Annotated in this window: 21 protein-coding genes and 1 pseudogene; 16 read left to right on the forward strand and 6 right to left on the reverse strand. The window is 67.8% G+C overall.

Features of this window, described 5'->3' with window-relative positions; all coding sequences use genetic code 11:
- Positions 1–93: 93 nt before the first annotated feature.
- From cysD to P0D62_RS03815, 11 genes and pseudogenes are all read left to right on the forward strand, one after another.
- Positions 94–1,008: pseudogene (cysD, locus tag P0D62_RS03765) on the forward strand (sulfate adenylyltransferase subunit CysD); the annotation flags it as partial.
- A complete protein-coding gene (locus tag P0D62_RS03770) occupies positions 1,008–2,363 on the forward strand; it encodes a sulfate adenylyltransferase subunit 1 (protein WP_275701290.1) in 1,356 nt (451 codons plus the stop codon). The pseudogene cysD and the gene P0D62_RS03770, both read left to right, overlap by 1 nt.
- A 1-nt stretch (position 2,364) precedes the next feature.
- Complete coding sequence (locus P0D62_RS03775) at positions 2,365–3,276, forward strand: sulfite exporter TauE/SafE family protein (RefSeq protein ID WP_275701291.1); 912 nt, start codon at positions 2,365–2,367, stop codon at positions 3,274–3,276.
- Positions 3,273–3,959: a sirohydrochlorin chelatase gene (locus tag P0D62_RS03780; RefSeq protein WP_275701292.1), complete on the forward strand. Its 687-nt coding sequence runs from the start codon at positions 3,273–3,275 to the stop codon at positions 3,957–3,959. Before P0D62_RS03775 ends, P0D62_RS03780 begins: the two co-directional genes overlap by 4 nt.
- A gap of 557 nt (positions 3,960–4,516) precedes the next feature.
- Positions 4,517–6,205: a SpaH/EbpB family LPXTG-anchored major pilin gene (locus tag P0D62_RS03785; RefSeq protein WP_275701293.1), complete on the forward strand. Its 1,689-nt coding sequence runs from the start codon at positions 4,517–4,519 to the stop codon at positions 6,203–6,205.
- Between the two features lie 47 nt (positions 6,206–6,252).
- A complete protein-coding gene (locus P0D62_RS03790) occupies positions 6,253–7,560 on the forward strand; it encodes a SpaH/EbpB family LPXTG-anchored major pilin (protein ID WP_275701294.1) in 1,308 nt (435 codons plus the stop codon).
- Positions 7,557–8,465 (forward strand): class C sortase, encoded by a 909-nt coding sequence (locus tag P0D62_RS03795; RefSeq protein WP_275701295.1) that lies wholly within the window; start codon positions 7,557–7,559, stop codon positions 8,463–8,465. Before P0D62_RS03790 ends, P0D62_RS03795 begins: the two co-directional genes overlap by 4 nt.
- A 6-nt stretch (positions 8,466–8,471) precedes the next feature.
- A complete protein-coding gene (locus tag P0D62_RS03800) occupies positions 8,472–8,705 on the forward strand; it encodes a hypothetical protein (protein WP_275701296.1) in 234 nt (77 codons plus the stop codon).
- Positions 8,706–10,160: an NAD-dependent succinate-semialdehyde dehydrogenase gene (locus tag P0D62_RS03805; RefSeq protein WP_275701297.1), complete on the forward strand. Its 1,455-nt coding sequence runs from the start codon at positions 8,706–8,708 to the stop codon at positions 10,158–10,160.
- 180 nt (positions 10,161–10,340) lie between these two features.
- Positions 10,341–10,715 (forward strand): FKBP-type peptidyl-prolyl cis-trans isomerase, encoded by a 375-nt coding sequence (locus P0D62_RS03810; RefSeq protein WP_275701298.1) that lies wholly within the window; start codon positions 10,341–10,343, stop codon positions 10,713–10,715.
- Positions 10,716–11,046: 331 nt separating this feature from the next.
- Complete coding sequence (locus tag P0D62_RS03815; protein WP_275701299.1) at positions 11,047–12,402, forward strand: hypothetical protein; 1,356 nt, start codon at positions 11,047–11,049, stop codon at positions 12,400–12,402.
- A 149-nt stretch (positions 12,403–12,551) separates the two neighbouring features.
- Here P0D62_RS03815 and P0D62_RS03820 read toward each other — a convergent pair whose 3' ends face one another.
- The 3 genes from P0D62_RS03820 to P0D62_RS03830 form a co-directional block, all read right to left on the reverse strand.
- On the reverse strand, positions 12,552–12,956 hold the full coding sequence (locus tag P0D62_RS03820) for a hypothetical protein (RefSeq protein ID WP_275701448.1): 405 nt from the start codon (positions 12,954–12,956) through the stop codon (positions 12,552–12,554).
- 185 nt (positions 12,957–13,141) lie between these two features.
- Complete coding sequence (locus tag P0D62_RS03825) at positions 13,142–14,326, reverse strand: hypothetical protein (protein ID WP_275701300.1); 1,185 nt, start codon at positions 14,324–14,326, stop codon at positions 13,142–13,144.
- 50 nt (positions 14,327–14,376) lie between these two features.
- A complete protein-coding gene (locus P0D62_RS03830; protein ID WP_275701301.1) occupies positions 14,377–15,021 on the reverse strand; it encodes a DUF4386 domain-containing protein in 645 nt (214 codons plus the stop codon).
- An 87-nt stretch (positions 15,022–15,108) separates the two neighbouring features.
- Between P0D62_RS03830 and P0D62_RS03835 the strand changes: the two genes are divergently transcribed.
- Together P0D62_RS03835 and P0D62_RS03840 are read left to right on the forward strand one after the other, a co-directional pair.
- Complete coding sequence (locus P0D62_RS03835; protein WP_275701302.1) at positions 15,109–15,807, forward strand: TetR/AcrR family transcriptional regulator; 699 nt, start codon at positions 15,109–15,111, stop codon at positions 15,805–15,807.
- A 111-nt stretch (positions 15,808–15,918) separates the two neighbouring features.
- Positions 15,919–17,142 carry a carbohydrate-binding domain-containing protein gene (locus P0D62_RS03840; protein ID WP_275701303.1) on the forward strand — a complete coding sequence of 408 codons (1,224 nt, stop codon included), beginning with the start codon at positions 15,919–15,921 and terminating at the stop codon, positions 17,140–17,142.
- A 147-nt stretch (positions 17,143–17,289) separates the two neighbouring features.
- Here the strand turns inward: P0D62_RS03840 and P0D62_RS03845 are convergent, their stop codons facing one another.
- Entirely contained in the window at positions 17,290–18,171 is an 882-nt protein-coding gene (locus P0D62_RS03845; RefSeq protein WP_275701304.1) for a PmeII family type II restriction endonuclease, read from the reverse strand.
- A gap of 104 nt (positions 18,172–18,275) precedes the next feature.
- Between P0D62_RS03845 and P0D62_RS03850 the strand changes: the two genes are divergently transcribed.
- From P0D62_RS03850 to P0D62_RS03860, 3 genes are all read left to right on the forward strand, one after another.
- Entirely contained in the window at positions 18,276–18,761 is a 486-nt protein-coding gene (locus P0D62_RS03850) for a SigE family RNA polymerase sigma factor (RefSeq protein WP_275701305.1), read from the forward strand.
- Complete coding sequence (locus P0D62_RS03855; protein WP_275701306.1) at positions 18,758–20,572, forward strand: hypothetical protein; 1,815 nt, start codon at positions 18,758–18,760, stop codon at positions 20,570–20,572. The genes P0D62_RS03850 and P0D62_RS03855 overlap by 4 nt, the downstream gene beginning before the upstream one ends.
- A gap of 310 nt (positions 20,573–20,882) precedes the next feature.
- Positions 20,883–21,785, forward strand: coding sequence for an alpha/beta fold hydrolase (locus tag P0D62_RS03860; protein WP_275701307.1), 903 nt, complete (start codon positions 20,883–20,885; stop codon positions 21,783–21,785).
- Here the strand turns inward: P0D62_RS03860 and P0D62_RS03865 are convergent.
- Positions 21,782–23,008, reverse strand: a complete 1,227-nt coding sequence (locus P0D62_RS03865; protein ID WP_275701308.1) for an RNA polymerase sigma factor — start codon at positions 23,006–23,008, stop codon at positions 21,782–21,784. The genes P0D62_RS03860 and P0D62_RS03865 overlap by 4 nt on opposite strands.
- Positions 23,009–23,010: 2 nt before the next feature.
- Complete coding sequence (locus P0D62_RS03870; RefSeq protein ID WP_275701309.1) at positions 23,011–23,706, reverse strand: YciI family protein; 696 nt, start codon at positions 23,704–23,706, stop codon at positions 23,011–23,013.
- Positions 23,707–23,855 lie beyond the last annotated feature (149 nt).

Consider the following 23,855-nt stretch of genomic DNA (forward strand, 5'->3'; position numbering starts at 1 on the left):
GCTCCTTTCGAGGCTCGGCCGCAGACGGCCTCGCACCTCAAGGAGCGTGAAGAAGGTGCTTCGCGCGATCCGATTGTCGAGGCTCGGCCGCAGACGGCTTCGCACATCGAGGAGCACACTCTGACGCATCTGCAGGAGTTGGAGTCGGAAGCGATCCACATCATCCGTGAGGCCGTCTCCGAGCTGGAGCGCCCCGTGCTGCTGTTCTCCGGCGGCAAGGACTCCGTGGTGATGCTGCACCTGGCGTCCAAGGCGTTCTGGCCGGGCAAGGTGCCGTTCCCCGTGATGCACGTCGACACTGGGCACAACTTCCCCGAGGTGATCGAGTACCGCGACCGCACCGTCGAGCGCCTGGGCCTGCGACTGGTGGTCGCCTCCGTGCAGGACTACATCGACGACGGCCGCCTCCTCGAGCGCGCCGACGGCACCCGCAACCCGCTGCAGACCCAGCCGCTGCTCGACGCCATCGCCGAGCACCGTTTCGACGCGGTCTTCGGAGGCGGCCGTCGCGACGAGGAGAAGGCCCGCGCCAAGGAGCGCGTGGTGAGCCTGCGCGACGCCTTCGGCCAGTGGGATCCGCGTAACCAGCGCCCCGAACTCTGGAACCTCTACAACCCGCGGCACCGTCCCGGCGAGCACGTGCGCGTCTTCCCGCTGTCCAACTGGACCGAGCTCGACGTGTGGCGCTACATCGAGGCCGAGAACATCGAGCTGCCCGAGATGTACTACGCCCACGAGCGCGAGGTCTTCGAGCGCGACGGCATGCTGCTGGCCGTGGGTCCGTACTCCCAGCCGCGCGACGGCGAGACCGTGCGCGTCGAGCAGGTGCGCTACCGCACCGTCGGCGACATGAGCTGCACGGGCGCGGTCGCCTCCGACGCGGCCACCGTGGCCGACGTGATCGCCGAGGTGGCCGCCACCCGGATCACCGAACGCGGCGCCACCCGGGCCGACGACCGCCTCACCGAAGCCGCCATGGAAGACCGCAAGAAGGAGGGGTACTTCTGATGAGCGCCTCAACACTGGAAGCCATCCGCCCGTCGACCACCGGCACCCTGCTCCGCCTGGCCACCGCCGGCAGCGTCGACGACGGCAAGTCCACCCTCGTCGGCCGACTGCTGTATGACAGCAAGTCCGTGCTCGCCGATCAGCTCGAATCCGTCGAGCGCGTCAGCCGCGACAAGGGTCTGGGTCACGTCGACCTGGCGCTGCTCACCGACGGCCTGCGCGCCGAGCGCGAGCAGGGCATCACCATCGACGTCGCCTACCGCTACTTCGCCACCGCCAACCGCACCTTCATCCTGGCGGATTGCCCCGGCCACGTGCAGTACACCCGCAACACCGTCACCGGCTCCTCGACGGCCGACGTGCTGGTGCTTCTGGTGGACGTGCGCAAGGGCGTGCTGGAGCAGACCCGCCGCCACCTGGCTGTCGGTCAGCTGCTGCGGGTGCCCACCATCGTGGTGGCGGTCAACAAGATCGACCTGGTCGACTACGACGAGGCCACCTACCGCCGCATCGCCGCCGAGGTGGGCGCCGTCGCCGAGGATCTGGGTGTCAGCGAGCTGATCACGCTTCCGGTGTCCGCCTTGGTGGGCGACAACATCGTCGAGCGCTCCGACAACACGCCCTGGTACGAGGGCCCGTCGCTGCTCGAACTGCTGGAGACGCTCCCCGCGGGGGCCGAGGCCGCCCGGCTGCCGTTCCGGCTGCCCGTGCAGCTGACGCTGCGCCCGCAGGAGGCTGCGCTCGATCCGACCTACCGGGAGTACCGCGGCTACGCCGGCCAGATCTCCACCGGTCAGGTGAGCGTGGGCGACGAGGTGGTGGTCCTGCCATCGGGCCGGCGCACCACCGTCGTCGGGATCGACACCCCCGAGGGCGAGAAGGAGACGGCCTATGCGCCGATGTCGGTGGCGCTGCGGCTGGCCGATGAGATCGACATCGCCCGAGGCGCGGTGATCGCCGGGGCCGAGTTCGCGCCCGAGCCCATCGAAGAGATCGACGGCATGCTCGCCTGGCTGGCCGAGCGGCCGCTGCGCGTCGGCTCGCGGGTGCTGGTCAAGCACGGCACCACCACCGTGCAGGGGCTCGTCCGCGACATCCACGGCCGGCTCGATCTGGACGCCCTGCGCCCCGAGCGCACCGACGTGCTGGAGCTCAACGACATCGGCCGCGTGGGCATCCGGCTGGCCGCCCCCGTCGCCGCTGACGACTACACCGTCAGCCGTCGCACCGGCTCCTTCCTGGTGATCGACCCGCAGACCGGCGGCACTCTGGCCGCTGGCATGGTGCGCGGCTCCGATGCCTTCGCCGCGAAGGCCGCCATCGGCGAGGCCGACGTCGTCGACTGGGTCATCTGACGTGAAACGACTGGTCATCCTGGCTCTGGTGGGTTTCGCCGCCCAGCTGGTCGACGGATCCCTGGGGATGGGCTTCGGCGTCACCTCGACGTCGCTGCTGCTCATCGCCGGTCTCACCCCGGCCATGGCCTCGGCCTCGGTGCACCTCGCCGAGCTGGGCACCAACGTGGCGTCCGGCTTCTCGCACTGGAAGCTGGGCAACGTCGACTGGCGGCTGGTGGCCCGTCTCGGCGTGCCGGGGGCGCTGGGGGCCTTCGGCGGGGCGACGTTCCTCTCTCAGATCTCCACCACCGCGGCCAAGCCCGTGATGGCGGCGATCCTCGGGGCGCTCGGCATGTACATCCTGCTGCGCTACGCGATCCGGCCACCGGCCGTGGCGCAGGCCCGGACCTCCCCGCACACCGCGAAGTTCCTGGTTCCCCTCGGCCTGGCCGGAGGGTTCGTCGACGCCACCGGCGGCGGTGGCTGGGGCCCGGTGGCCACCACGTCGCTGCTCAGCGCAGGCAAGACGGCGCCGCGGACGGTGATCGGCTCCGTGGACACCTCAGAGTTCATGGTCTCCTTCGCGGCCAGCCTCGGCTTCGTCGTGAACCTCGGTCTGCTCGGCATCGACTGGCGCATCGTCGTTGCCCTGCTTCTCGGCGGCCTCGTCGCCGCCCCCATCGCCGCCTGGCTGGTCTCTCGGATCCCCGCCCAGATCATGGGCGTGGCCGTCGGCGGAATCATCATCATGACCAACCTCAAGACGCTGTTCGACGCGAGCCAGCTGTCCAGCGAGCAGATCACCGTCGGGTTCACCGTCTTCGCCGCCGTCTGGGTGGCCATGACCGCCTGGACCGCATGGCGCTACGAACGCCGGCGCCGGGCAGAGATCGCTGCCAAGGAAGCCTCAGAAATGGAGTGGTCGATATGAGCACCTCACACACCGTCGTCCTTGCCTGGCACGGCACCCGTCATCCCGACGGGACGGTGGTGCCCGAGTTGGTGCGCCGCCGCGTCGCCCGGCTGCTGCCCGATGCGCGGGTGGTCAACGGGTGGGTCGACCTGATCGAGCCGACGCTGTCCGACGTGCTGGCCCAGGTCGGCGACGCCACCGTCGTGCCCTGCTTCCTGGCCGCCGGCTACCACGTGCGCCACGACATCCCGGAGGCCGCCGCGGCCAGCGGGCACCACGTCGAGGTGACCCGCCACATCGGCGGCCTGCTGACCGACGCCGTGATCGAGCGGCTGGCAGAGTCAGGCGGACCGGGCGACGCCGTGGTGCTCGCCGCCGCCGGCTCCAAGCGCCCCAACGCGCTCGCCGAGATCGACGCCGTGGCTGCCGAACTGGAGGAGCGTCTGGGGGTGCCCGTGGTGCCTGGCAACGTCTACATGGCGCGGCCGTCGGTGGCCGACGCGGTGGACCGGCTGCGCGCGGAAGGACACCGTCGCATCACCGTGGCGCCCTACCTGCTCTCGCAGGGGTTGTGGTCGGAGCGAATCGAAGGCCTCGGCGTCCGTGTCGCCGAGCCGCTGGGGGACCACCCGATGGTCGCGCAGGCGATCGTCGGTCTGGTTGCGCCCCGTCTCGCCGCCGTCGAGTTCCTGGCGGCATAAGCGCATAGAGACTCCACGCATATGAGATCCCGCTAGTAGGTGCCGCCTACTAGCGGGATCTCTGTGCTGGCATCCAGGCCGGTCCTGTGGCCAGCCGGTGCCCATCAGGTGACGCCGGTTTTTTACCATGGCGTGGATCAAGCTATTCTAAGCGCGGCTGATGCTAGGTCTCCTCTTCAAGGGGTATGGAGAGGACCGTTTCGGAACTCGTTCCGAGCATGAGTCGCACCGGGGGGTGTAAGCGGAGCCATGTGCTGCGCGCGCACCCTCTTTTTTTGTGTCTTCGTGAGGTTGCAAGTGCGAATGAAGGACGATCCCGTACCGGGTGGACCGTTCCAACAGCGGACTGTGACGGCAGTGTTGAGTGCCGTCCTGTCCGCTGCCTGCGGTGTTCCCCTACAGGCTCCGCGGGTTGCGGATGTCTACCGCCGGCTCGGGGTCGCCGTCATAGCGAAAGGAGGGAGGCCCGCCTGATCTCTGAGAGCGGCGTCCCGCCGCACCCCCCGTTCACAGATCCGACTTATCTATCACCCACTGACCTCCTACGAAGGGGAGAAATGAAGATCAACACGAAGAAGCGAGGCCTCCTCGCTAGCGTTGGAGCGCTGGTCGCGGCCGCCGCTCTGACCCTCGGCGGTGTGGGTACGGCCCATGCCGACCCCACCATCCATCTGCCGGCGTTCGCGACGGCGAACCTGCACATCACGAAGTACGACACCCCGCCGGCGGGCCCGAATGAGGCCGCCAATGGTCTGCCCACGAGCCATGGCGATGGCCCCAGCATCCCGGCCGGTGCCGTCCCCCTTGAGGACGTGACCTTCTCGGTGCGGCGTGTGTCAGACATCGACCTGTCGACCAACCCCGGCTGGGAGCAGGCCGGCGAGGCACAGCTGAACATCGCCGATCCGTTCAACCCGGTGGTCGAGACCAGCCAGGCGGACGACACCGCGCTCGACCTCGACGCTGCGGTGAGCCTGACCACCGACGTGAATGGCGTCGTGGACTTCGCCAACCTTCCGATCGGCCTGTACCTGGTGCAGGAGACGTTCACCCCCGCCGGCGTCACGCCGTCTGCCCCGTTCCTGGTCACGCTGCCGCTGACGGATCCGTCCAACCAAAGCGACTGGTTGACCGACATCTACGTCTATCCCAAGAACTCGAAGCTCGGCGAGCCGGAAAAGGCAATCGACGACGCCACGCCCTTTACTGCGATCGATCAGCAGCGCCTCTCCTACACGATCACCGCCGATGTTCCCCGCAACCCCGGGCAGACCGACGGAACCTTCCGTGCGCCCACCGGCTTCCGGGTCTCGGATGATCTTGCCGCTGAGCTGACGCCGGTATCGGTGGTCGCCGAGCTCGCCCCGGTGGCGGCGGGCACGCTCACCAGTGGCACCGACTACACGGTGACGCCGGCCACTTTCGCGGCTGGCGATGAGGTTGTGGTGACCTTCACGGCCGCAGGTCTGGAGAAGCTCCGGATCGCTGCCGCCACCCCGGCCTCCAAGGTCGTGGTGACCATCGTGGCCGACGTGTCCCCTGCGATCGCGACGGCCGATGCCGCCGCGCTGGCTGTCCTCGGCAACGTGGGTCGCGTGTTCCCCGACCAGGCGAGCATCGACGCCCCGCCGGCCGACGCCCGCTGGCTCGTGACCAACAACGTCGACACCCACTGGGGAACCCTGCGGTTCACCAAGGCGGACCAGGAAGGAAACCCGCTCCAGAACGCGCAGTTCAAGGTGGCGACCAGCCGCAACAACGCTGATACCGGAGTCTTCATCCGCGCCGCCGCAGTGATGAGCGCCGCCGACGGTGCGGTCGAGATCACCGGTCTGCGTGCCTCTGATTTCGCGAACAATGCCATGCAGGAGCTGGGTGCGGAGACGACGCCTGGCGGCGGCTTCGACACCTACAACCCTGACTACGTCGTGTACTGGCTCACCGAGACCACGGCACCAGAGGGCTACGAGCTGCTGGCCCAGCCTGTTCCCGTGGCGCTGCTCAGCGATGGCGAGGTCCGTCAGATCTCTCAGAACTCGGATGGTTCGCTGAGGTTCGACGCTGCCACTGGTCGGGCTGAGTACGGGAACCCGGGCGACGACCTCGAGATCATCAACGTGGCCAAGAACGGCGGCTTCACGCTGCCGCTGACCGGTGGCACGGGCACCCTGATGCTCACCGTCGGTGGCATCGCCCTGCTGGGTCTGGTGCTGGTGGTGGCGCGTCGTCGTCGCAGCCAGGCCTGATCGGTCGCTGAAACCCACCCCTTCGAAGCCAGGAAAGGAGGCACCCGATGAACCACCCGCTCATGAGCGAGTTCTCGGGTGCCTCCGGCCCTGCCCTTCGACGGACCGCGCCACGGCGTCCTTGGGTGCCGATCCTCTTGCAGTTCGTCGTGATCGCCTGCCTCGGAGCCGCCCTCATGGTGTTCGCTCCGGCGCAGGCCGATGCGGACGGCGTGCTCGGGATAGCCCCGGATGCCCGCACCCAGCTGATCGTGCACAAGGTCGAGCAACCGCATGACTTCGGCGCACCGGCCACCGGTCTGCCGCTCGATCAGGCCTCGCTCGACCAGCTGGTTCCCGTCCCTGGGGTCACCTTCCGGGCCACCCGAGTGCCCGGAATCGACCTCACGACGAACGACGGCTGGGCCTCCGCCTCCCGACTCACCGTGGCAACCGCCGCGACGATGACGGAGCAGCTGGTTCCGGAGGCCTCCGGACGCACCGACGGCGATGGCCTCCTGAGGCTGGACCTCGGCGTCGGGCTGTACCTCGTCGAGGAGACCGACAATCATGCCGAGCACGCGCTGGAGGGCGTGGTGCCGTCGGCTCCCTTTCTTGTCACACTACCCATGACCGACCCGGCGGGCGGCGGCACCTGGTTGGACACGGTGCACGTCTATCCGAAAAACGCCCACGCCGGCGTAGAACTCGACGTCAGCGAAGCCATCACCTGCGTACCCGAGGTGACGTGGACATCACGCTCCTCCGTTCCTCGCGTCACGCACCTTGACCGCTACGTCGTACAAAACGTCGTGGCCCCCACTGCCGAGTTTCTTGGGGGATCTTCGGCAGTGGGGGTTGCGATCGACGGGGCCCCGGCCCTGTCCCAGGGGACGCACTACACCGTCGCCCTGCTCGTCCCCCGAGGCGCCGGGCAGCGGACGGTGATCGAGACGGCCTTCACTGAAGCCGGTCGCGCCGTCCTGCTCGCCGCCCGCGACGCGAATCCCGACGCCGAGGTGACGATCGCGTACTCGACGCGACTGCTCGCGCCCGGCACGCATCAGAGCGACGTGCGGCTGAGCGTCGACGATGCCAAGGACGCCACCGGCACCGCGGCCGCCACCTACAAGCAGGACTGCGGTCCCAGCGAGTCGCCGTCGCCCAGTCCCACCCCTAGCCGCAGCATGACGCCCACCACGCGGCCCGATCCCAGCCTCAGCCCCACCGCACCGCCGCCCGTTGTGCCCAAGCCGCCCAAGCTTTCCGGCACCGGAGCTCAGGTTGGCGGCGTGGTCCTGGTGGCCGCGGTGGTGTTGATCGGCGGTGGGCTCGCCCTGGTCCGACGGGGACGACGCGGCCGGGAGGACGAATGAGCCGGGCCACGGCGACGGCCCGTCGCTCCGCTCCGGCGCGACGAACGCGACGACAAAGCGTGCTGGGCGGGGTGCTGCTGCAGTTCTTGGCCATGGTGGGCATCGGTTTGCTGCTCTACCCGCAAGCGGCCGACTGGGTGTCGCGGATCGGGCACAACGCGGACATCTCCGGCTACGTGCAGCAGGTGCAGGGGGAGACGCCAGAAGAGCGGAAACGCCTGATCGAGGCCGCTTATGCCTACAACGACGAGCTCGATCCCGGTCCCCTCACCGATCCGTATGTGTCCGCATCTGAGGACGCGGTGCTGCGCAGCGATCTGTACAAGGCCTACGAGGAGATGCTTCGGCTGAGCGGCACCTCCGCGATCGGCACCCTCAGCTATCCGGCGCTGGAGATCGGCCTGCCGGTCTTCCACGGAACCTCGGAGGAGGCCATCTCCCAGGGCATCGGCCACCTGTACGGCACCTCGCTGCCCGTCGGCGGTCCGTCGACGCGAGCCGTGCTCACCGCCCATTCAGGGCTGCCGCATGCCAAGCTGTTCTCCCCGCTGCACGACGCCAAGATCGGCGATACGTTCTGGATCAGCGTGCTGGGTGAGGACCACCACTATCGAGTGGAGTCCATGGAGGTGGTCGATCCGGGCCAGTCCGACTCGCTCAAGATCATCGACGGGGAGGACTGGGTGACCCTGTTCACCTGCACCCCCATCGGCGTCAACAGTCACCGCCTGATGCTGCACGCCGTCCGCATCCCCACCCCGGAAGGCGGCGGCGACGGCGTGATCGGAGGCGACGGCGTCGAGCTCGGCTTCCCCTGGTGGGCGGTCTGGTTCGTCCTCGGCTCGGGTGCCGTCGCCTGGCTCCTCTTCGCGCCCCCGAAACGCGATCGCCGACGCACCCTCTGAGGCGCGATGCCATCGTCGACCATCACAACTGAAGGGGGTCTGGTCGTCGGTTCGTATCCCGGATCGGCCGTCTCGGACGGCGACATCCCCAAGTACGCTCAGAAGTGGCGCGGCGGGCGGTTTCCCGTGAAACGGTTGGTTTCGTCGCGGATCCGGCTCAGTCAGATCAATGAAGCAATGGACGAGCCGGCCGATGGCAAGGCTATTCGCCGGGTCATCCTTTTCGACGAGGAGAGTTAAGTGGAGATCGAGATCGAGACGATTCTGAGTGACGTGCCCAAGGGCCAGTTCATCGGGGGGAAGTTCGTCGAGACGGGAAAGACCTTCCCGGTCCACGACCCCGCCACCGGCGAAGAACTCGCCCAGGTCTCCGACGGTTCGGCCGAGCATGCGCGGGCCGCGATGGATGCGGCGTGCGCGGCGGCGGAGTCGTGGGCGGCCACCGATCCTCGTGAGCGGGCCGAGCTGCTTCGTCGCAGCTTCGACCTGATCATCGAGCGACGCGAGCAGTTCGCCACCCTGATGACGCTGGAGATGGGCAAGCCGCTGGCCGAGGCCTACGGCGAGGTGTCCTACGGCGCCGAATTCCTGCGCTGGTTCGCGGAGGAGGCATGCCGGATCGAAGGACGCTGGTCACTGGCCCCGGCGGGCGGCAACCGCCTGCTCACCATGAAGCAGCCGGTGGGTCCGGTCTACGCGATCACGCCGTGGAACTTCCCGCTGGCCATGGGCACTCGCAAGATCGGCCCGGCGCTGGCCGCCGGCTGCACCGTCGTGATCAAACCGGCCTCACTGACGCCGCTGACGATGCTGTACCTGATGAAGGCCTTCGCCGACGCGGGCATCCCTGACGGCGTGGTGAACTGCATCGTCAGCTCCCGTTCCAGCGCGGTCTCCGAGCCCATCCTCACCGATCCCCGGCTGCGCAAACTCACCTTCACCGGCTCGACGGGCGTTGGTCAGGCGCTGCTGCGCCAGGCCGCCGATCCCGTGCTGCGCACCTCCATGGAGCTGGGCGGCAACGCCCCGTTCCTGGTGCTGCAGGATGCCGACGTGGACGCCGCCGTCGCCGGCGCGATGCCCGCCAAGTTCCGCAACAACGGCGAGGCCTGCACCGCCGCCAACCGGATCTACGTGCACCGCGACCTGGTGGAGGAATTCCAGTCCAAGCTGGTGACCGCCGTCGAGAACCTCGTCGTCGGCCCCGGCCTGGAGGAGGGGGTCACCCTCGGTCCGCTGATCGACGAGGCGTCGCTGGCGAAGGTGGAGGAACTGGTCACCGACGCCCTGGACAAGGGCGCCACGCTGCTCACCGGCGGCGCCCGCATCGACGGCCCCGGCCACTTCTTCGAGCCGACGGTGCTGGCCGACGTGCCCCGCGACGCGCGCCTGCTGAAGGAGGAGATCTTCGGCCCGGTGGCGCCCATCGTGGTGGTCGATTCCGACGACGAGGCCATCCAGTTGGCCAACGACACCGAATTCGGGCTGATGGCTTATGTGTACTCGCGTGACGTCAGCCGCGCGATCAAGGCGGTCGAGCGTCTGGAGAGCGGCATGGTGGGCCTGAACACCGGCCTCGTCTCCAACCCTGCAGCGCCGTTCGGCGGCGTCAAGCAGTCGGGCTTGGGTCGGGAAGGTTCCCACGAGGGCTTGGACGAGTACCTGGAGACCAAGTACATCGGCATCGCGTTGTAAGGAGATTCCTGCCACCATCCCCGACGCTCTCTGAGGTGCGAGCGCTAGCGAGCCTCGACAGTGCAAAGCGGCGAAGCACCTCATTCACGCTCTCTGAGGTGCGAGCGCCAGCGAGCCTCGAAGAGACCCAGCGCGAGCATTCGCAGGGACGACTGGTCGCGACCGCGTACCCTTGGGCGCATGAGTTCAGAAAAGCCAGTATTCGAGATCCCCAACGATCAGCCTCCCACGGTGCTTGTCCTGGAGGACATCACCGTCGGTGACGGTGCGGAGGCGTCGGTGGGAACCATGATCAGCGCCCACTACGTCGGGAAGTCCTGGTCGAACGGGCGGCAGTTCGATGCGTCCTGGGATCGCGGCGAGGCGCTGACCTTCCCGCTCGGTGCGGGTCGCGTCATCCAGGGCTGGGATCAGGGCATCGTGGGCATGAAGGTGGGTGGTCGTCGCAAGATCACCATCCCGCCGCATCTCGGCTACGGCCCGTACGGCGCCGGTGGCGTGATCGGCCCCAACGAGACCTTGGTCTTCGTCGTCGACCTGGTGGCCGTCAACTAGCCCCCATCTGCCTGCGGGATCTCCCCCGGTGAACGGGTCAGCGTTGGGGGCCGGTAGCTAGCCCCCATCTGCCTGCGGGATCTCCCCTCTTTCATCCGGCCAGTGGCCGATTCTCCGGTACCCCATCCGGAAAATCGGCCACTGGCCGATTTTCGGCATAAGACACCGCAAAATGGGCCATTGGCCGATTTTGCGGGATTGGTGGGGCAAGGGGGTGTCTGGGTTGAGGCGGCCGCGTTGACACCCCAATATGATAACGACTCTCAATAGTGTTACTGTGTTCCTACGGAATCGCCCGGGAGGCCCGGGCCAGACCACATAAGGACCACACATGCGCATGTTGCGACTGAGCGCGGCCGCCCTGCTGGGCGCCTCGCTGCTGACCCTGACCGCCTGCGGCACCTCGCAGACCGAGCCGGGCTCCACGCCCAGCGAGACCACCTCGACCGAGGCCGACCACGACCACGATCACGAGGGTGAGGGCACGCACGACGACCACGCCGACGACGACCACGACGAGCAGGAAGGCGCCACCAACGCCACGGAGGCGGCCGGCCAGACCCCTCGCGTCGTGACCACTTATGACGGCGGCATCCTGGTGCTCGACGCGCTCACGCTGGAGACCGTCGCCGACCTGCCGCTGGCCGGCTTCAATCGTCTCGCCGGCGTGGGGGATGGGCGCCACGTCGCCGTCTCCACCACGGGCGGCTGGGCGATCGTCGATGCCGGTACCTGGAGCCAGGGCCACGGCGACCACAACCACTATTACACCGCCGATCCCGCCCTGCACGACGTGATCCTGAAGGCCGAGGCGCCCGCTCACGTGGTGGTGCACGACGGCCTGACCACCTTCTTCGACGATGGCACCGGGCAGGTCACCGTCGTGGAGATCAGCGAGTGGGCCGATCAGGTGGAGCATGCTCACCTGCACCCGATCCGCGAGTACACCACCGCCGAACCGCACCACGGCGTCGGTGTCGCCATGGAGGACGGCACGCTCCTCGTCACCCGCGGCGACGAGGAGGCGCGCACCGGCGCCATGATCCTCGACGCCGACGGCAAGGAGATCGTCGCATCCGACGAATGCCCCGGCGTGCACGGCGAGACCGCCTTCGAGAGTTCGGATGGCGACGAGGTGATCCTGCTCGGCTGCGACGACGGCGTGCTCACCTTCCACGGCGACCACGCGCACAAGCTGGCCTCTCCCGACGAGTACGGCCGCATCGGCAACGCGTTCTCCGTGGACGGCAACGACGTGGTGCTCGGCGACTACAAGAATGATCCCGAGGCCGGCCTGGGCCTGAGCCAGGTGTCCCTGGTCGACACGGCTGCTGAGAAGATCAGCGTCGTGGATCCGTTCGGCGGAAACGGCTCCCAGTACACCTGGCGCGACCTGGCCCGTGGCGCAGCGGGCGAGGCGCTCGTCTTCGGCACCGACGGCGTCCTGCGCGTCCTCGATCCCGCCACTGGCAAGGAGACGCGTTCCATTCCCGTGATCGACGGCGGCTGGACCGTCCCCGAGGACTGGCAGAGCGCGCATCCCGCGCTGATGGAGCTCGAGGGCATGGCCTACGTGACCGACCCGGCCACGAACACCATCCACATCGTCGACTACGCCGGTGGCACGGTGTGGAAGTCGGTCGAGGTGGGCAAGGCGCCGGTCGAGATCGTCGGCGTCACGGGATAGTCCCACCCCCGAGCGCTCTTTTCGAGCCCCTCACGCGCGCTCTTTTCGAGCCCCCACGCGCGCTCTTTTCGAGGCTCGCTTCGCTCGCACCTCAAAGAGCGTAAAACCGGCCACCGCTCCCTCCTAGGCGGTGGCCGGTTGCCGTTGCGTCAGTTGTCCTGGTTGACCCTGCCCTCGAGCACCCACTGCAGGAACTCCGTCAGGTCTCCGGTCTCGCCGTCTCGGCCGCCCTTGCCGACCACGAGCGGCGGGTCGGTGCGGGGGAGTTTCACGCCGCGCAGGCGCTCCATCCAGCCGCCGGGAACCGTGAGGACGTAGTACCCGCCGTCCTCGCCGATGGCGAGGGAATGGTTCTGGCGGATGTACCAGCCGGTCTTGTCGGTCTTGACCACGTGCCCGTCGAGCGTCACCGCCCTCAGCGGGACCGGGGCGACGCCGCTCGTCTTCACGTCGATCAGGAACTGGTCGATCAGCTTCTGCGCTGCCACCGACTCCGCCTTGGCGTGGGCGTCGCTCAGCGCCTGTCGTACTCGCGCTGCCTCGCGCCGGGACATGTCATTGGCCACGAGCTGATTCTATCCGCCCGACCGGTCCCTCGATCCTGTGCCCAAGCGGAGATGCAGCCGACGCCACCGGCGTCATCCCGCTGGCGCCGTAGCCCGGCTAGACGATGGGTTTGTCGTTACTGCGGTCGTGAACGTCGCTATGCCGACGGATCCACTTGCGGGATCTCTTAATGTCACTTCTTCGCAGTGAACTTCTCGTTGACCGTGCAGAAACCACCGACGTTGTTGCCGGCGGTGCGGTAGAAGAAGCGGCCCTGGGTGAGCTTGCCGTCAACGATCCGGGCCTCCAGCCGCGAGTTGTACCAGACGCTGCCCTTCTCGTAGCTGTTCTTGGCCTCGACGTAGCCGTGGCGCGGGATCTTCGTCTTGGGGAAGGTCAGGGTCACGTTGCGATACGTGGTGTAGGTGCCGGGCGCAGAGCACGCCATGCGGGCGTTGACGATCTTGAAGCTCTGGATGGCACTGCTCTTGACCGTGAACTTGACCCCGTTGGTGGCCTTCCAGGTGCCGCTCTTCGCCTTCTTCGGTGCGCTGACGGCCGTGACCTTCAGCTTCTTCTTCACCGTCAGGCCCGATCCCTTGGCGGTCAGCGTGACGCTGGTGGACTTCTTCTTTCCCGTGAGGGTGATCGCGACGCGCACGGTCTCCGAGTCGCCGGGCTCGATGGTGCCGACCTTCACCTTCTTCACCGTCATGCCGGATCCGCTGCCGGTCAGCACGACGCCCTTGGCCTTGAGCTTGCCCGTGTTGCGGATCGTCACCCAGTGATACTGCGCCGAGTCGCGCACCAGCTTCAGCGACGCGACCTTCTTCGAGAGCAACTCCACCGACCCGAACTTCAGCTTCGGCGTGATGTAGTTGTCCTTCAGCTTGCCGACCTGCGCGTCGTAGATCACCTCGGGGTTGTCGCGGTCGACGACGAGCACGACGGCGCAATCCCAGGCGGTGGTGTTGCGTAAGCCGCTGTCCCACAGCCAGTACTGCGTGTCCTTCTTGGCGAGGCGGGTGTTGGCGGTGTCGCCGGCGTCGACGATCTCGCAGTTGCCCCCTTTGAAGACGCCGAGCCATGCCTCGATCTGGGTGTCGGACACGTTGGAGGGCTGTCCCTTCACCCAGACGTCGGCCTCGAGCGCCACCTTGCCCTTCTTCAGGTAGTGCACGGTGATCTCGGAGCGCTTCAGCTGGCGTCGGGCCGCGTCGGTGGTCGGGAATCCCTCCACCGACGCGGTGAGCGTCGCCGTCTTGGTGTCGAGTTTCTTGTCGACGGCCGCCTCGGCCGACGGCGCACTCACGAGCACCGGCAGCGCCACGACCGCCGCCAGCATCGTCGCTGCTATTCCTCTGATGATCTGTTTCATGGCTCCCCCTGCGGTGAGTCGACTGTGTCTTCTTCGAGGTAGTCGCCACTCTAACCCGGGTGCCCGTCCACGACGCCGGTCGAGAAGCCCTTGATGAGCAGCCATAGCCCGACCGATAGCTCCCATAGCGCGATCGGCAGGGCGAGTGCGCCCGCGATGGGCGAGACCTGGTCGACCACGCCGAACAGCGTGCCGAGGAACGAGATCGCCAGCAGGGGAGCGCCGATCAGGCCGACGAGGGGAATGACCCGGGGGACGAGTCGATGGCGATAGAGCAGGGTGCCCAGGAGCAGCGCGTTGACGGAGGGCAGGAGCCCGGGGCCGAGGAGGAACGCCCAGTCGTGCAGCGCGACGAGCGCAGCCTCGGCCGCACTGCCCGAGCCAGCGCGCACCGTCGTGATGGACAACAGCGCCAGCACGCCGACCATGATCGTCGACGCCTCCACCGTCCTCGCCGCCACGAATCCGAGCGAGAGCGCCGGGCTGCGGGTGTGTCCGACGGGGTGGATCGCGACGGCGGTGCCGACGCAGGCGAACGCGAGGACGATCTCGAGGGCCGCTCCCCACAGCGCCGACGACGGTGCACCGTCGCCCCTCAGGAAGGACTCCTTCAACGCGAGCGCGGGAAAGGAGGTGACGAAGGTCAGGAGATAGAGGGAGCCCGCGGTTGCGGCGAGCATGCGGTCCGTGGCCATGAGTACGCCTTTCGCTCAAAGGTGTACGCCATACACCTCTCGCTGTGAGCATAGGTGTACGGTGTATGCCGAGTCAAGGAGGTGGTCATGCCGACCAACAGAGAGGCGCGGCGCCCGCGTCTGGATCGCGCGAGGGTGCTCGCCGAGGCGATTGCGCTCGCCGACGCCGAGGGGCTCGAGTCGCTGAGCATGCGCGCGCTCTCGACGCGGCTCGGCGTCGTTCCCATGGCGCTGTACAAGCATGTCGCCGACAAGGAAGACCTGGTGGGCGGGATGGTCGACGCGGTCGTCGCCGGATATGGGCAGCCGTCGGACGGTGGTGAGTGGAGGGCGCGGGTGAGGTTCCGTGTGCTCGAGGCCCGAGCGGCGGTTGCCGTCCATCCGTGGCTCGGCAGCGCCATCGAGAGCTGCACACGGCGCACCGAGACCGTCTTCGCGCACATGGACGCCGTCGCAGGCGAGTTCATCGACGGCGGGGTGTCGCCGGATCTCACCCACTACGCCATGCATGCCCTGGGCGCCCGCATCTGGGGGTTCAGCGTCGAGGCCTTCGACGACACCGACGCCCCGACCCTTGGGGACGCAGACAGCCCGGCCGTCGTCGAGTACATGACCGAGCGCTTCCCGCATGTGGTGACGATCGCCAGGGATGCGATGACGCGCAACCCCGCAGGATCCTGCGACCGGTCGGCGGAATTCGAGTTCACCCTCGACCTGATCCTCGACGCCGTCGAACGGCTGCATGCGGCCGGCTGGGTGTCGCGAGCGCCCGGGCGCGTGGGGTGATCGAGGGGTCTCATGGACTCATGCGGGGATCACAAGAAGCCCACAGGAATCACACAGTGACGGCGAGTGAACTCATCTCATCAGGTTGAACAAGCCCCATGAAAAGGAAAAATGATGAGAATCCGAACCAAGCTCGCCGCCGCCGCTCTCTCCTCCGTCCTCGTGCTCGTAGGCTGCGCGTCGGCCGGTGCCGCCTTGACCGACGACACCACCACCGGCTCCACGACCACCTCCTCCACCAGCACGAGCAGCACCACCGCCGACGCGGTCACCAGTTCTGATTCGTCCGCATCCACCACTGCGACGGAGGCGACGGCGTCGAGCATCGACGTCGACTGGAGCGAGCTGCCCAGCACCGAGGTCGAGCTCACCGACGAGGGTCTCGTCATCACCGAGGCCGGCACCTACGTCCTCAGCGGCACCTCCACCGGGCAGGTGCGGGTGGACTCCGACGGGTACGTGCGGATCGTCCTCGACGGCGTGACCATCGACAGCAGCGTCGGCGCCGCGATCCAGGTAGATAACGCCGAGGCCACGGTGGTGGAGCTCGCGGACGGCAGCGAGAACACGCTCTCGGATGCCGCGACGCGCACCGACGAGGAGATCGACGGCACCATCTACTCCTCGGACGACCTTCAGATCACCGGCAGCGGCACGCTGAACGTGACGGCCAATTTCGCCGACGCCATCGTCGGAAAGGACGACCTCTGGATTCTCTCCGGCACCATCAACATCACGAGCGTCGACGACGGGATCCGCGGCAAGGACTCGCTGACCATCGCGGACGGCACCATCACGATCGACGCGGCGGGCGACGGCCTGAAGGCAAGCAACGACACCGACCTCGGCAAGGGCGTGCTCACCGTCACCGGCGGCGACATCACCATCACCTCCGGTGACGACGCGGTCAAGGCCGAGCAGAAGATCCAGATCACGGGCGGAGCCATCGACATCGTCTCGTCGGTCGAGGGGATCGAGGCCCCGGTGATCGTGATCGACGACGGCGACATCATCGTCAACGCGTCCGACGACGGCATCAACGCGTCGGCCTCCGACATCATCTTGGACGGCATGAGCATCACCATCAACGGCGGAACCCTCGCCATCGCGATGGGTGCCGGAGACACCGACGCCATCGACAGCAACGGGGATCTGACGATCACCGGCGGGGTCCTCGACATCACCGCGCAGTCTCCCTTCGACTTCGACGGCACCGGCAGCCTCAGCGGCGCGACGGTCACTGTGAACGGCCAGCAGGTCACCGAGCTGACGAACCAGATGATGGGCGGCGGCCAGCCGGGCGGTGGCATGGGCGGGGGTCGCGGCGGGCGCTGACCCCGTCGATCACCCCAGGGCCTTCTTCGTCGGTGAGTCACTCGCCGACGAAGAAGGCCTTCCATGCAAAGGGCGGTCGCTCGGGGTGGTGGCGGCGCCTCTCGTGGGATCTTCCGTGCCCCACCATCACCACTTTCGCAACAGGCCCTAAAAGGCGCGTCGGAACAGCTGAGTCCACATGTCTTCGTTCTCGCCGGTGAGCTTGAACTCTCGACGGAACGACTCGGCGAGTGCCAGGCGCGCCTCGACCATGTGTTCGTAGAAGGTCTTGCCGCCGTGATCGATCGCGAAGCGCGACTGGGCCTCGCGGATCGCGTCGAGGATCTTCATGTGTGCGTCGCGGACCCCGGTGACGAACTCCCAGAGCTCGGCCCCGACGAGCACGTGGACGTAAGGCCCGGTGTGCCGTCGGACCAGGGCCGGCTTGTTGTTCAGCTGCTTCTCGGTGCCGTAGATGATGCCCAGGATGAGGTCGCACTTCGTGCGGTCATGAATGATGGGGAACTGCGTGATCATCTCGTTCGCGTGAGCCTGGGTCATCGTCCACGGCCCTGACTTCCACGACGCCAGATACCGCGTGCCCTCCACCGTGAGCTCGGCATCGAGCGGACTGAAGACCGCCCTGTCTCCGTACTTCTCCAGCGGGTCGGACATCCCGAACAAGGGGAAGATCCGATCCTCGACGAACTTCCCGAACGCCGTCGCGTCCCCGTGCGGCATCTTGGCGTTCTGCAGGTACCCGGCCACCTCGAACGGCGAGAAGACGTTGTAGGCGGGGGCCATCAGCAGCATGAGGAACGGATTCAGGTTGTTGTCGCTGATCACACGCGTCTCTTGCATCGATCGGAACCGTCGCTCGATGAACGCGAGCGACTCCGCGACCACGGCCTCGTACGTCGCCGTGGGCATCTCGTCTACCAGGTCGTCCCGCACGAGCGCCGACTCGACGACCAGCCGCTGGTCCTCCGCCGTCGGCTGATCGTCCATGGTGAGCGGCTCCTGCGCCGCCCAACTTCGTGTCGTGGCCATGGCCCTATCCTCGCAGAGGACTGCCGACCCCGCGATCGCGCCCGGCGTGGAGCGAGGTAACCTCCCAGAGCCGCCAGAGCGTGTAAAGAGGCAGGAGGTGGCTGATGCTGGATGAGGCCGGGTTCGAGGCGTTCGTGCGACGACGCGGGCGCGACCTCTGGCGGTCCGCGTGGCTGCTGACCGGCGACGGCGAGCGGGCCGAGGATCTGGTCCAGACCGCGCTCACCAAGACCTTCCCGCGCTACGACGGCAACGACCGCACGTTCGAGGCCTATGTCCGCACCACGATCTACCGCACGTTCGTCTCGTGGTGGCGGCGTCGCTGGACGGGTGAGGTGCCCAGCACGCTCGACGGCGCCACGGCACCGAGCCTTGACGCCGTGGATGGGCTGCGCGTCGACGTCCTCCGGGCGTTGGCGGAGCTGCCGCGAACCCAGCGCGCCGTGCTCGTGTTGCGCTACTTCGAGGACAAGTCCGTCGCGGAGGCCGCCGAGACGCTGGGCTTGGCTCAGGGCACCGTCAAGGCCTACTCCCACCGCGCGCTGCAGCAGTTGCGCGGGTCCGTCCATCTGGAGGAGCAGCGATCATGAACAGCGACGATGTCACCAAGGTGCTGGGACGAGTTGTGCCCGACGCCCCATCCCCCGACGCATGGGCGGGCAGCGCCATTCGAGGCGCGCGACGTCGCCGACGTGCGGGAATGGCTGCCGTCGCTGCCCTGGCCGTGCTGGCACTTCCGGTCGGAATGCTCTTGGTGCAGAAGCCTCCGCAGACCGCGGTGCCTGCCACACCGGGCGGCGAGGTGACGGGCGACGTCTGGATTTTCGGCAGGGCCGACGCGCCCGAGTTGTGCCTTGAGGCGGAACCGGTGCCGAACCCGAAGTCATGCTCGGGGCCTAGTCTCAAGGGCGACTTCGACTGGAGCGACGTGACCTTCGCTGTGGGCGGCGGCGAACGCGCCGAAGACCTCGGCCAGGTCGTCCGCTGGACCGAACAGCGCTACAGGGTCCGCGGGTTCTATGACCCGACCGATGGCGAGTACGGTTCGTTCACTCTGACGGCTCCGGTCCAGGAGGCGCCCCGGGCCGAGGAGCCCGAGACCACACATCCGCAGCTCTGCGACGACCCGCTGGCGGGTGCGCCGGAAGGGGTCGACCCTGAGTGGCAGCAGGCATTCGCCGGCGCACTGGAGGTGGCAGAGCGAGAGAACGAGATTCCCGTGGTGTCCACCTGGGGGTCCGGCACCACGTACAACTACCTGGTCCAAGGCGACGCCGAAGCGGCGTTCCAGAAGCTGCGAGCCGAGTTCGACGGCGGATTGTGCGTCCAGTCGTCGGATGCCCCGACGTGGGAACGCCGCAGGGAGGCGCTCGATGCCGTCCTCGCAGGGGTCGCCCAGCTCCCTGCACAGTATGTGGAAGGCGATGTCAGCGAGCTTCCGCCCGAGATCGAGGTGCGGGTGGCCATCGACACTCCCGACGTGGCGGCGGTGGTCGGCGGGGCCGCGGGCGAGGTTCCGTTCCGGCTCGCCCCTGTGTTCCTGCCCGTGACCGACACGTCGGGCGCCGCAACGACGGGCCCCGCACCCTGGACGCTCGACGTCCACCAGCCGGGGGAGTGGTGGACGCAGCCGCTGATCCCTGTTTCGGTGGTTCTCGAGCGGTGTCCGAAACCGTTCTTGGCGAGTTCCGATCCTGACTTGAGCGAAGTGACCGGGCTTCCACCGGGCAGTTCGGTGGAGTACACGTTCCTGTTCGATGACTATCACTGCGGGATCGGCTGGTCCGAACCAGAGCGCGAGATCCAAATCTCTCGCGACGAGATGACCACCGAGGCCGGCCTACGCCGGATCTGTTCGAGCAGCGGGCTGCCCATGGACGACACCTGGCGGTATCTCGGCCACCGCGAGCGCGAGTGGGCCGGTGAGCGGCCCGACCCGGGCGAGCCCGGCACCATCGATGAGGAGATAGTCACCGCAGCCTTCATCGACGACGACAAGACCTTGGTCAGCTGCATGGCCTACCTCTGGGACGGCCATGACGGTGGTGCGTACGTGGAGTTGTCCGCCGAGACCGGAGCCGCGGCGTGGGTGCAGGCCTGTCCTGTGGAGCCGAGCGGAATGGCGATGTCCGGCGAAGGCACCCTTGACTACTATGCGCTTCGAGGCGCGGGCGCCGTCCGCGACAGCAGCGGCAAGGTGCTGACCGGCGCGACAGCCATGCGCTTTCGCTTGGTTGGTGACACCGTGGCGACCACGCATCCCGTCGTGGAGGGCATCGTGATTGTCGACGCATGGGTGAAGCCTGAAGCCACCATCGCTCTCGACTGGGAGAATCCGCCGCCGATCGAGGGCGAGATTCTCGGGCCGGACGGCGATGTCCTAGCCACCTGTCGCGGCTAGGGCCTGTTGCGGAAGTGGTGGCCGTAGCGAGCGGCGTCATGGTGCGTCAGATGCAAGGCGCAGGAGGAAGTCGCTAGCGGTGCCTAACGACAACGAGTGCAACGAAGCAGATGGCGTGCCAGGGCGCCGCGTAGTAGGCCATCTCTACTTTCGCAACAGGCCCTGGGTCAGAGAGTCTGAGTAGGCGTGTCGACTGTCGCATCCCGACCGTTCGGGAGGAGCACCCAGCGAACCCGATCCCGCTGACCTTCGAGGTGTTCTATGGTCGGAGGAACTTGGCGTCCTCGAATCCAACTGGAAAGGCAGGATCATGTGCCCGCCCGCCCTTCGGCAGATCGCCGAACTCGATGTCCGCCTTGACGATGGCCGGACGCTGCATGCGTATGACACCGGTCTGGGTCGAGCTGCCGCCGCAGGCGAGGCCTCTGCATCGCCCGTGCCGGTGTTCTGGCTTCATGGATCGCCCAACCTCGGTAGGCCGCCGGAGCCGTTGTTCGCGGCTGCTGAAGCAAACGGTCTGCGCTGGATCTCGTACGACCGGCCGGGCTATGGCGGTTCGAGCCCGCACGACGGCCGGACGGTAGCCTCCGCGGCGTCCCACGTCGCGGCGATTGCGGACGCCCTCGGCATTGAGCGCTTCGCCGTGTTCGGCCATTCCGGCGGCGGCCCGCACGCTCTGGCATGCGCTGCGCTGCTGACGGAACGGGTGATCGCGGCGGTGAGCGTCTCCGCTCCTGCGCCGCTGACCGCCGACGGGCTGGACTGGTTCGCGGACTGGTCGCCTGGGCTCGCGGCCGAGAACCGTGCCGCGACGGCGGGGCGTGCCTCCCTGCAAGCACACTGGGCCAACACGGCGCCCGAGGAGACGAGCGCGTTCTTCACCGAGAGGGACATCGCCGCTCTTGGCGGCGACTGGTCGTGGCTGGGCGATGTCACCGGCCAGGCCATCGAACAGGGCGACGAGGGGTTGGTGGAAGACACCCTCGCCGCCGTCCAGCCGTGGGGCTTCCGGCCGGAGGACTTCGGCGTCCCGGTCCTGATCATGCACGGTGAGAGCGACAAGATGGTGCCGGTCGCGCACGGCCGCTGGCTCGCGGCGCACTGCCCGACGGCGACGCTTCGCACGATCTCGGGCGCGGGGCACATCACCGTGCTCGACAGCGCACCGGATGCTTTGATGTGGATCGGTACCCGCAGCCGTGACAGGCTCTAGGGTTCCGCTCCCATCTCCGCGATGCGTCGTGTGTACTCGGCGGCTATCGCGGAGTTGGGTGACAGTTCGCGCGCGAGCCGGTAGTTCTCCACTGCGTCATGGGTTCGACGGAGACGGCGGAGCGCGTCAGCCCGAACGGCGGGGAGCAGGTGGTTCCCGGTCAGCTGTTTCGGGCTGCCGAGGTGGTCCAGGGCAGTGAGCGTGGCTTCCGGTCCGTCGCGCATGCCGATGGCGACCGCTCTGCTCAGGGCGACGACGGGGTTTGCGCGGAGGGCGAGCAACTGATCGTACAAGTGCACGATCTCGGCCCAGTCGATCGCCTCACTACTTACGGCGGTGGCGTGCTGGGCTGCGATCGCCGCTTGAATGCCGTAAGGGCCGCCATACTGCGCGGCCTCTTTTGCCAAGGCGACGCCTTGGGTGATCATGGCGTGATCCCACCGGGAGCGATCCTGATCCTCCATCGGCACGAGGCCTCCAGCCGCATCGACGCGTGTTGCGCGGCGTGAGTGCTGGAGCAGCAGCAGTGCCAGCAGGCCCTGGGCCTCGGGCTCGTCGGGCAGCTCCCTTGCGACCAGTCCGGCGAGATATATCGCCTCCTCCGCCAACGAGTCGCGGACGACGCTGCCGTCGCTGGGGGCGTACCCCTCGGTGAAGACGAGGTAGATCACGGCGAGCACCCCGGGCAGCCGATCCTGCCGCGCCCCCGCCGGGGGAACGCGGTAGGGGATGCCGGCTTCGGCGATCTTGCGTTTGGCGCGCAGGATGCGCTGCGAGACCGTGTTCTCTCCCACGAGGAACGCCCGCGCGATCTCCCGCGTGGTCAGTCCCGCGACGGTCCGCAGCGTGAGCGCCACGCGTGACTCCAGCGGCAGCGCAGGGTGACAGCAGGTGAAGATCAGCGGTAGTCGCTCGTCGCCGGGCGGTGGAGGTTCACGGGTGGCTTCGACGGCGGCTGCTTCAGCGAGCTTGTCCCGCTCCGTGCCGCGCCTGCGCAGCACGTCGACCGCCCGGCGTCTGGCCGTCGTGACCAGCCAGGCACCGGGCTTGTCCGGAATGCCGTCACGTTCCCAAGCCGGCAGGGCACGCGCGAACGCGTCCTGGGCGCAGTCTTCGGCGAGCTGCCAGTCGCCCGTCAGGCGCACGAGCGTGCCGAACACCACCGCCCACTCGCCGCGGTACGCCTCCGCGAGCGCCGCGCGTACCTCTGCCGGTCGGGACACCGTCAGAACTCCCAGAACTCGCGCAGCTCGGCCATCCCCGCACGGGACATCGGCGACCGGGACAGATACTCGGTGACCTCATCCCAACCGCCGTCGACGAAGACGAACCCGGAGACCCACTGCGGCACGTCGGCATAACCGCTGGGAGAGAGCCGCAGCTCGCCGTCGCGCACGCGGACCGTCGTGGCCGCGTCGACCGTGGCCAGGTGCTCCCCACCCAGGTATCGGCCGGACGCCTTGCCGTCGAGCACCCAGGCGGCGACGTCCGCCGGGTCCGCGGTGTACGGAGGGGCGTCGGGGTCTTCCCGGAACAACGCGAGGAACCGCGACGCCGGCATGTCGCCGTCGTGCGGGACGTTCTCGGTACCCGGGCCCAGGTCGATCGAGCCGACGGGACGTACCTCGATGCATCCCGCGGTCGCCATCGGGTGCGAGCGCGCCACCTCGATTGCCTCGTCCAGATCGGACACCTCGATCAGGTCGTAGCCGGCGATGTACTCGGTCAGTTCCGCGAACGGACCATCCGTCACCAGCACCTCCTCGCCGCGAGCGCGGATCGTCTTGCCTTCCGAGGGATCCTTCAACGGCATGCCTTCGATGCGCACACCGCGGCCATTCCAGGTCTCCACCCACACCTCGGGATCCTCGTCGGTGGGCTCGCCGGTCGGATCGGCGCAAATGAACAGTGCGTACTTCATGATCGTTCTCCTTTCGAACGGTTTCACAAAGACGACGATCGGCCCGCCCGGAATCCGACAACGCGATCGTCGGACCAGGTCGGGGACGGTGGTTCTGACTTTAGTATCGGCTTGATTGTCAGTTCGGTCCCTTCGCTGCGAATGGTGTC

This window comes from Tessaracoccus caeni (assembly GCF_029211185.1).
Taxonomy (GTDB): domain Bacteria; phylum Actinomycetota; class Actinomycetes; order Propionibacteriales; family Propionibacteriaceae; genus Arachnia; species Arachnia caeni.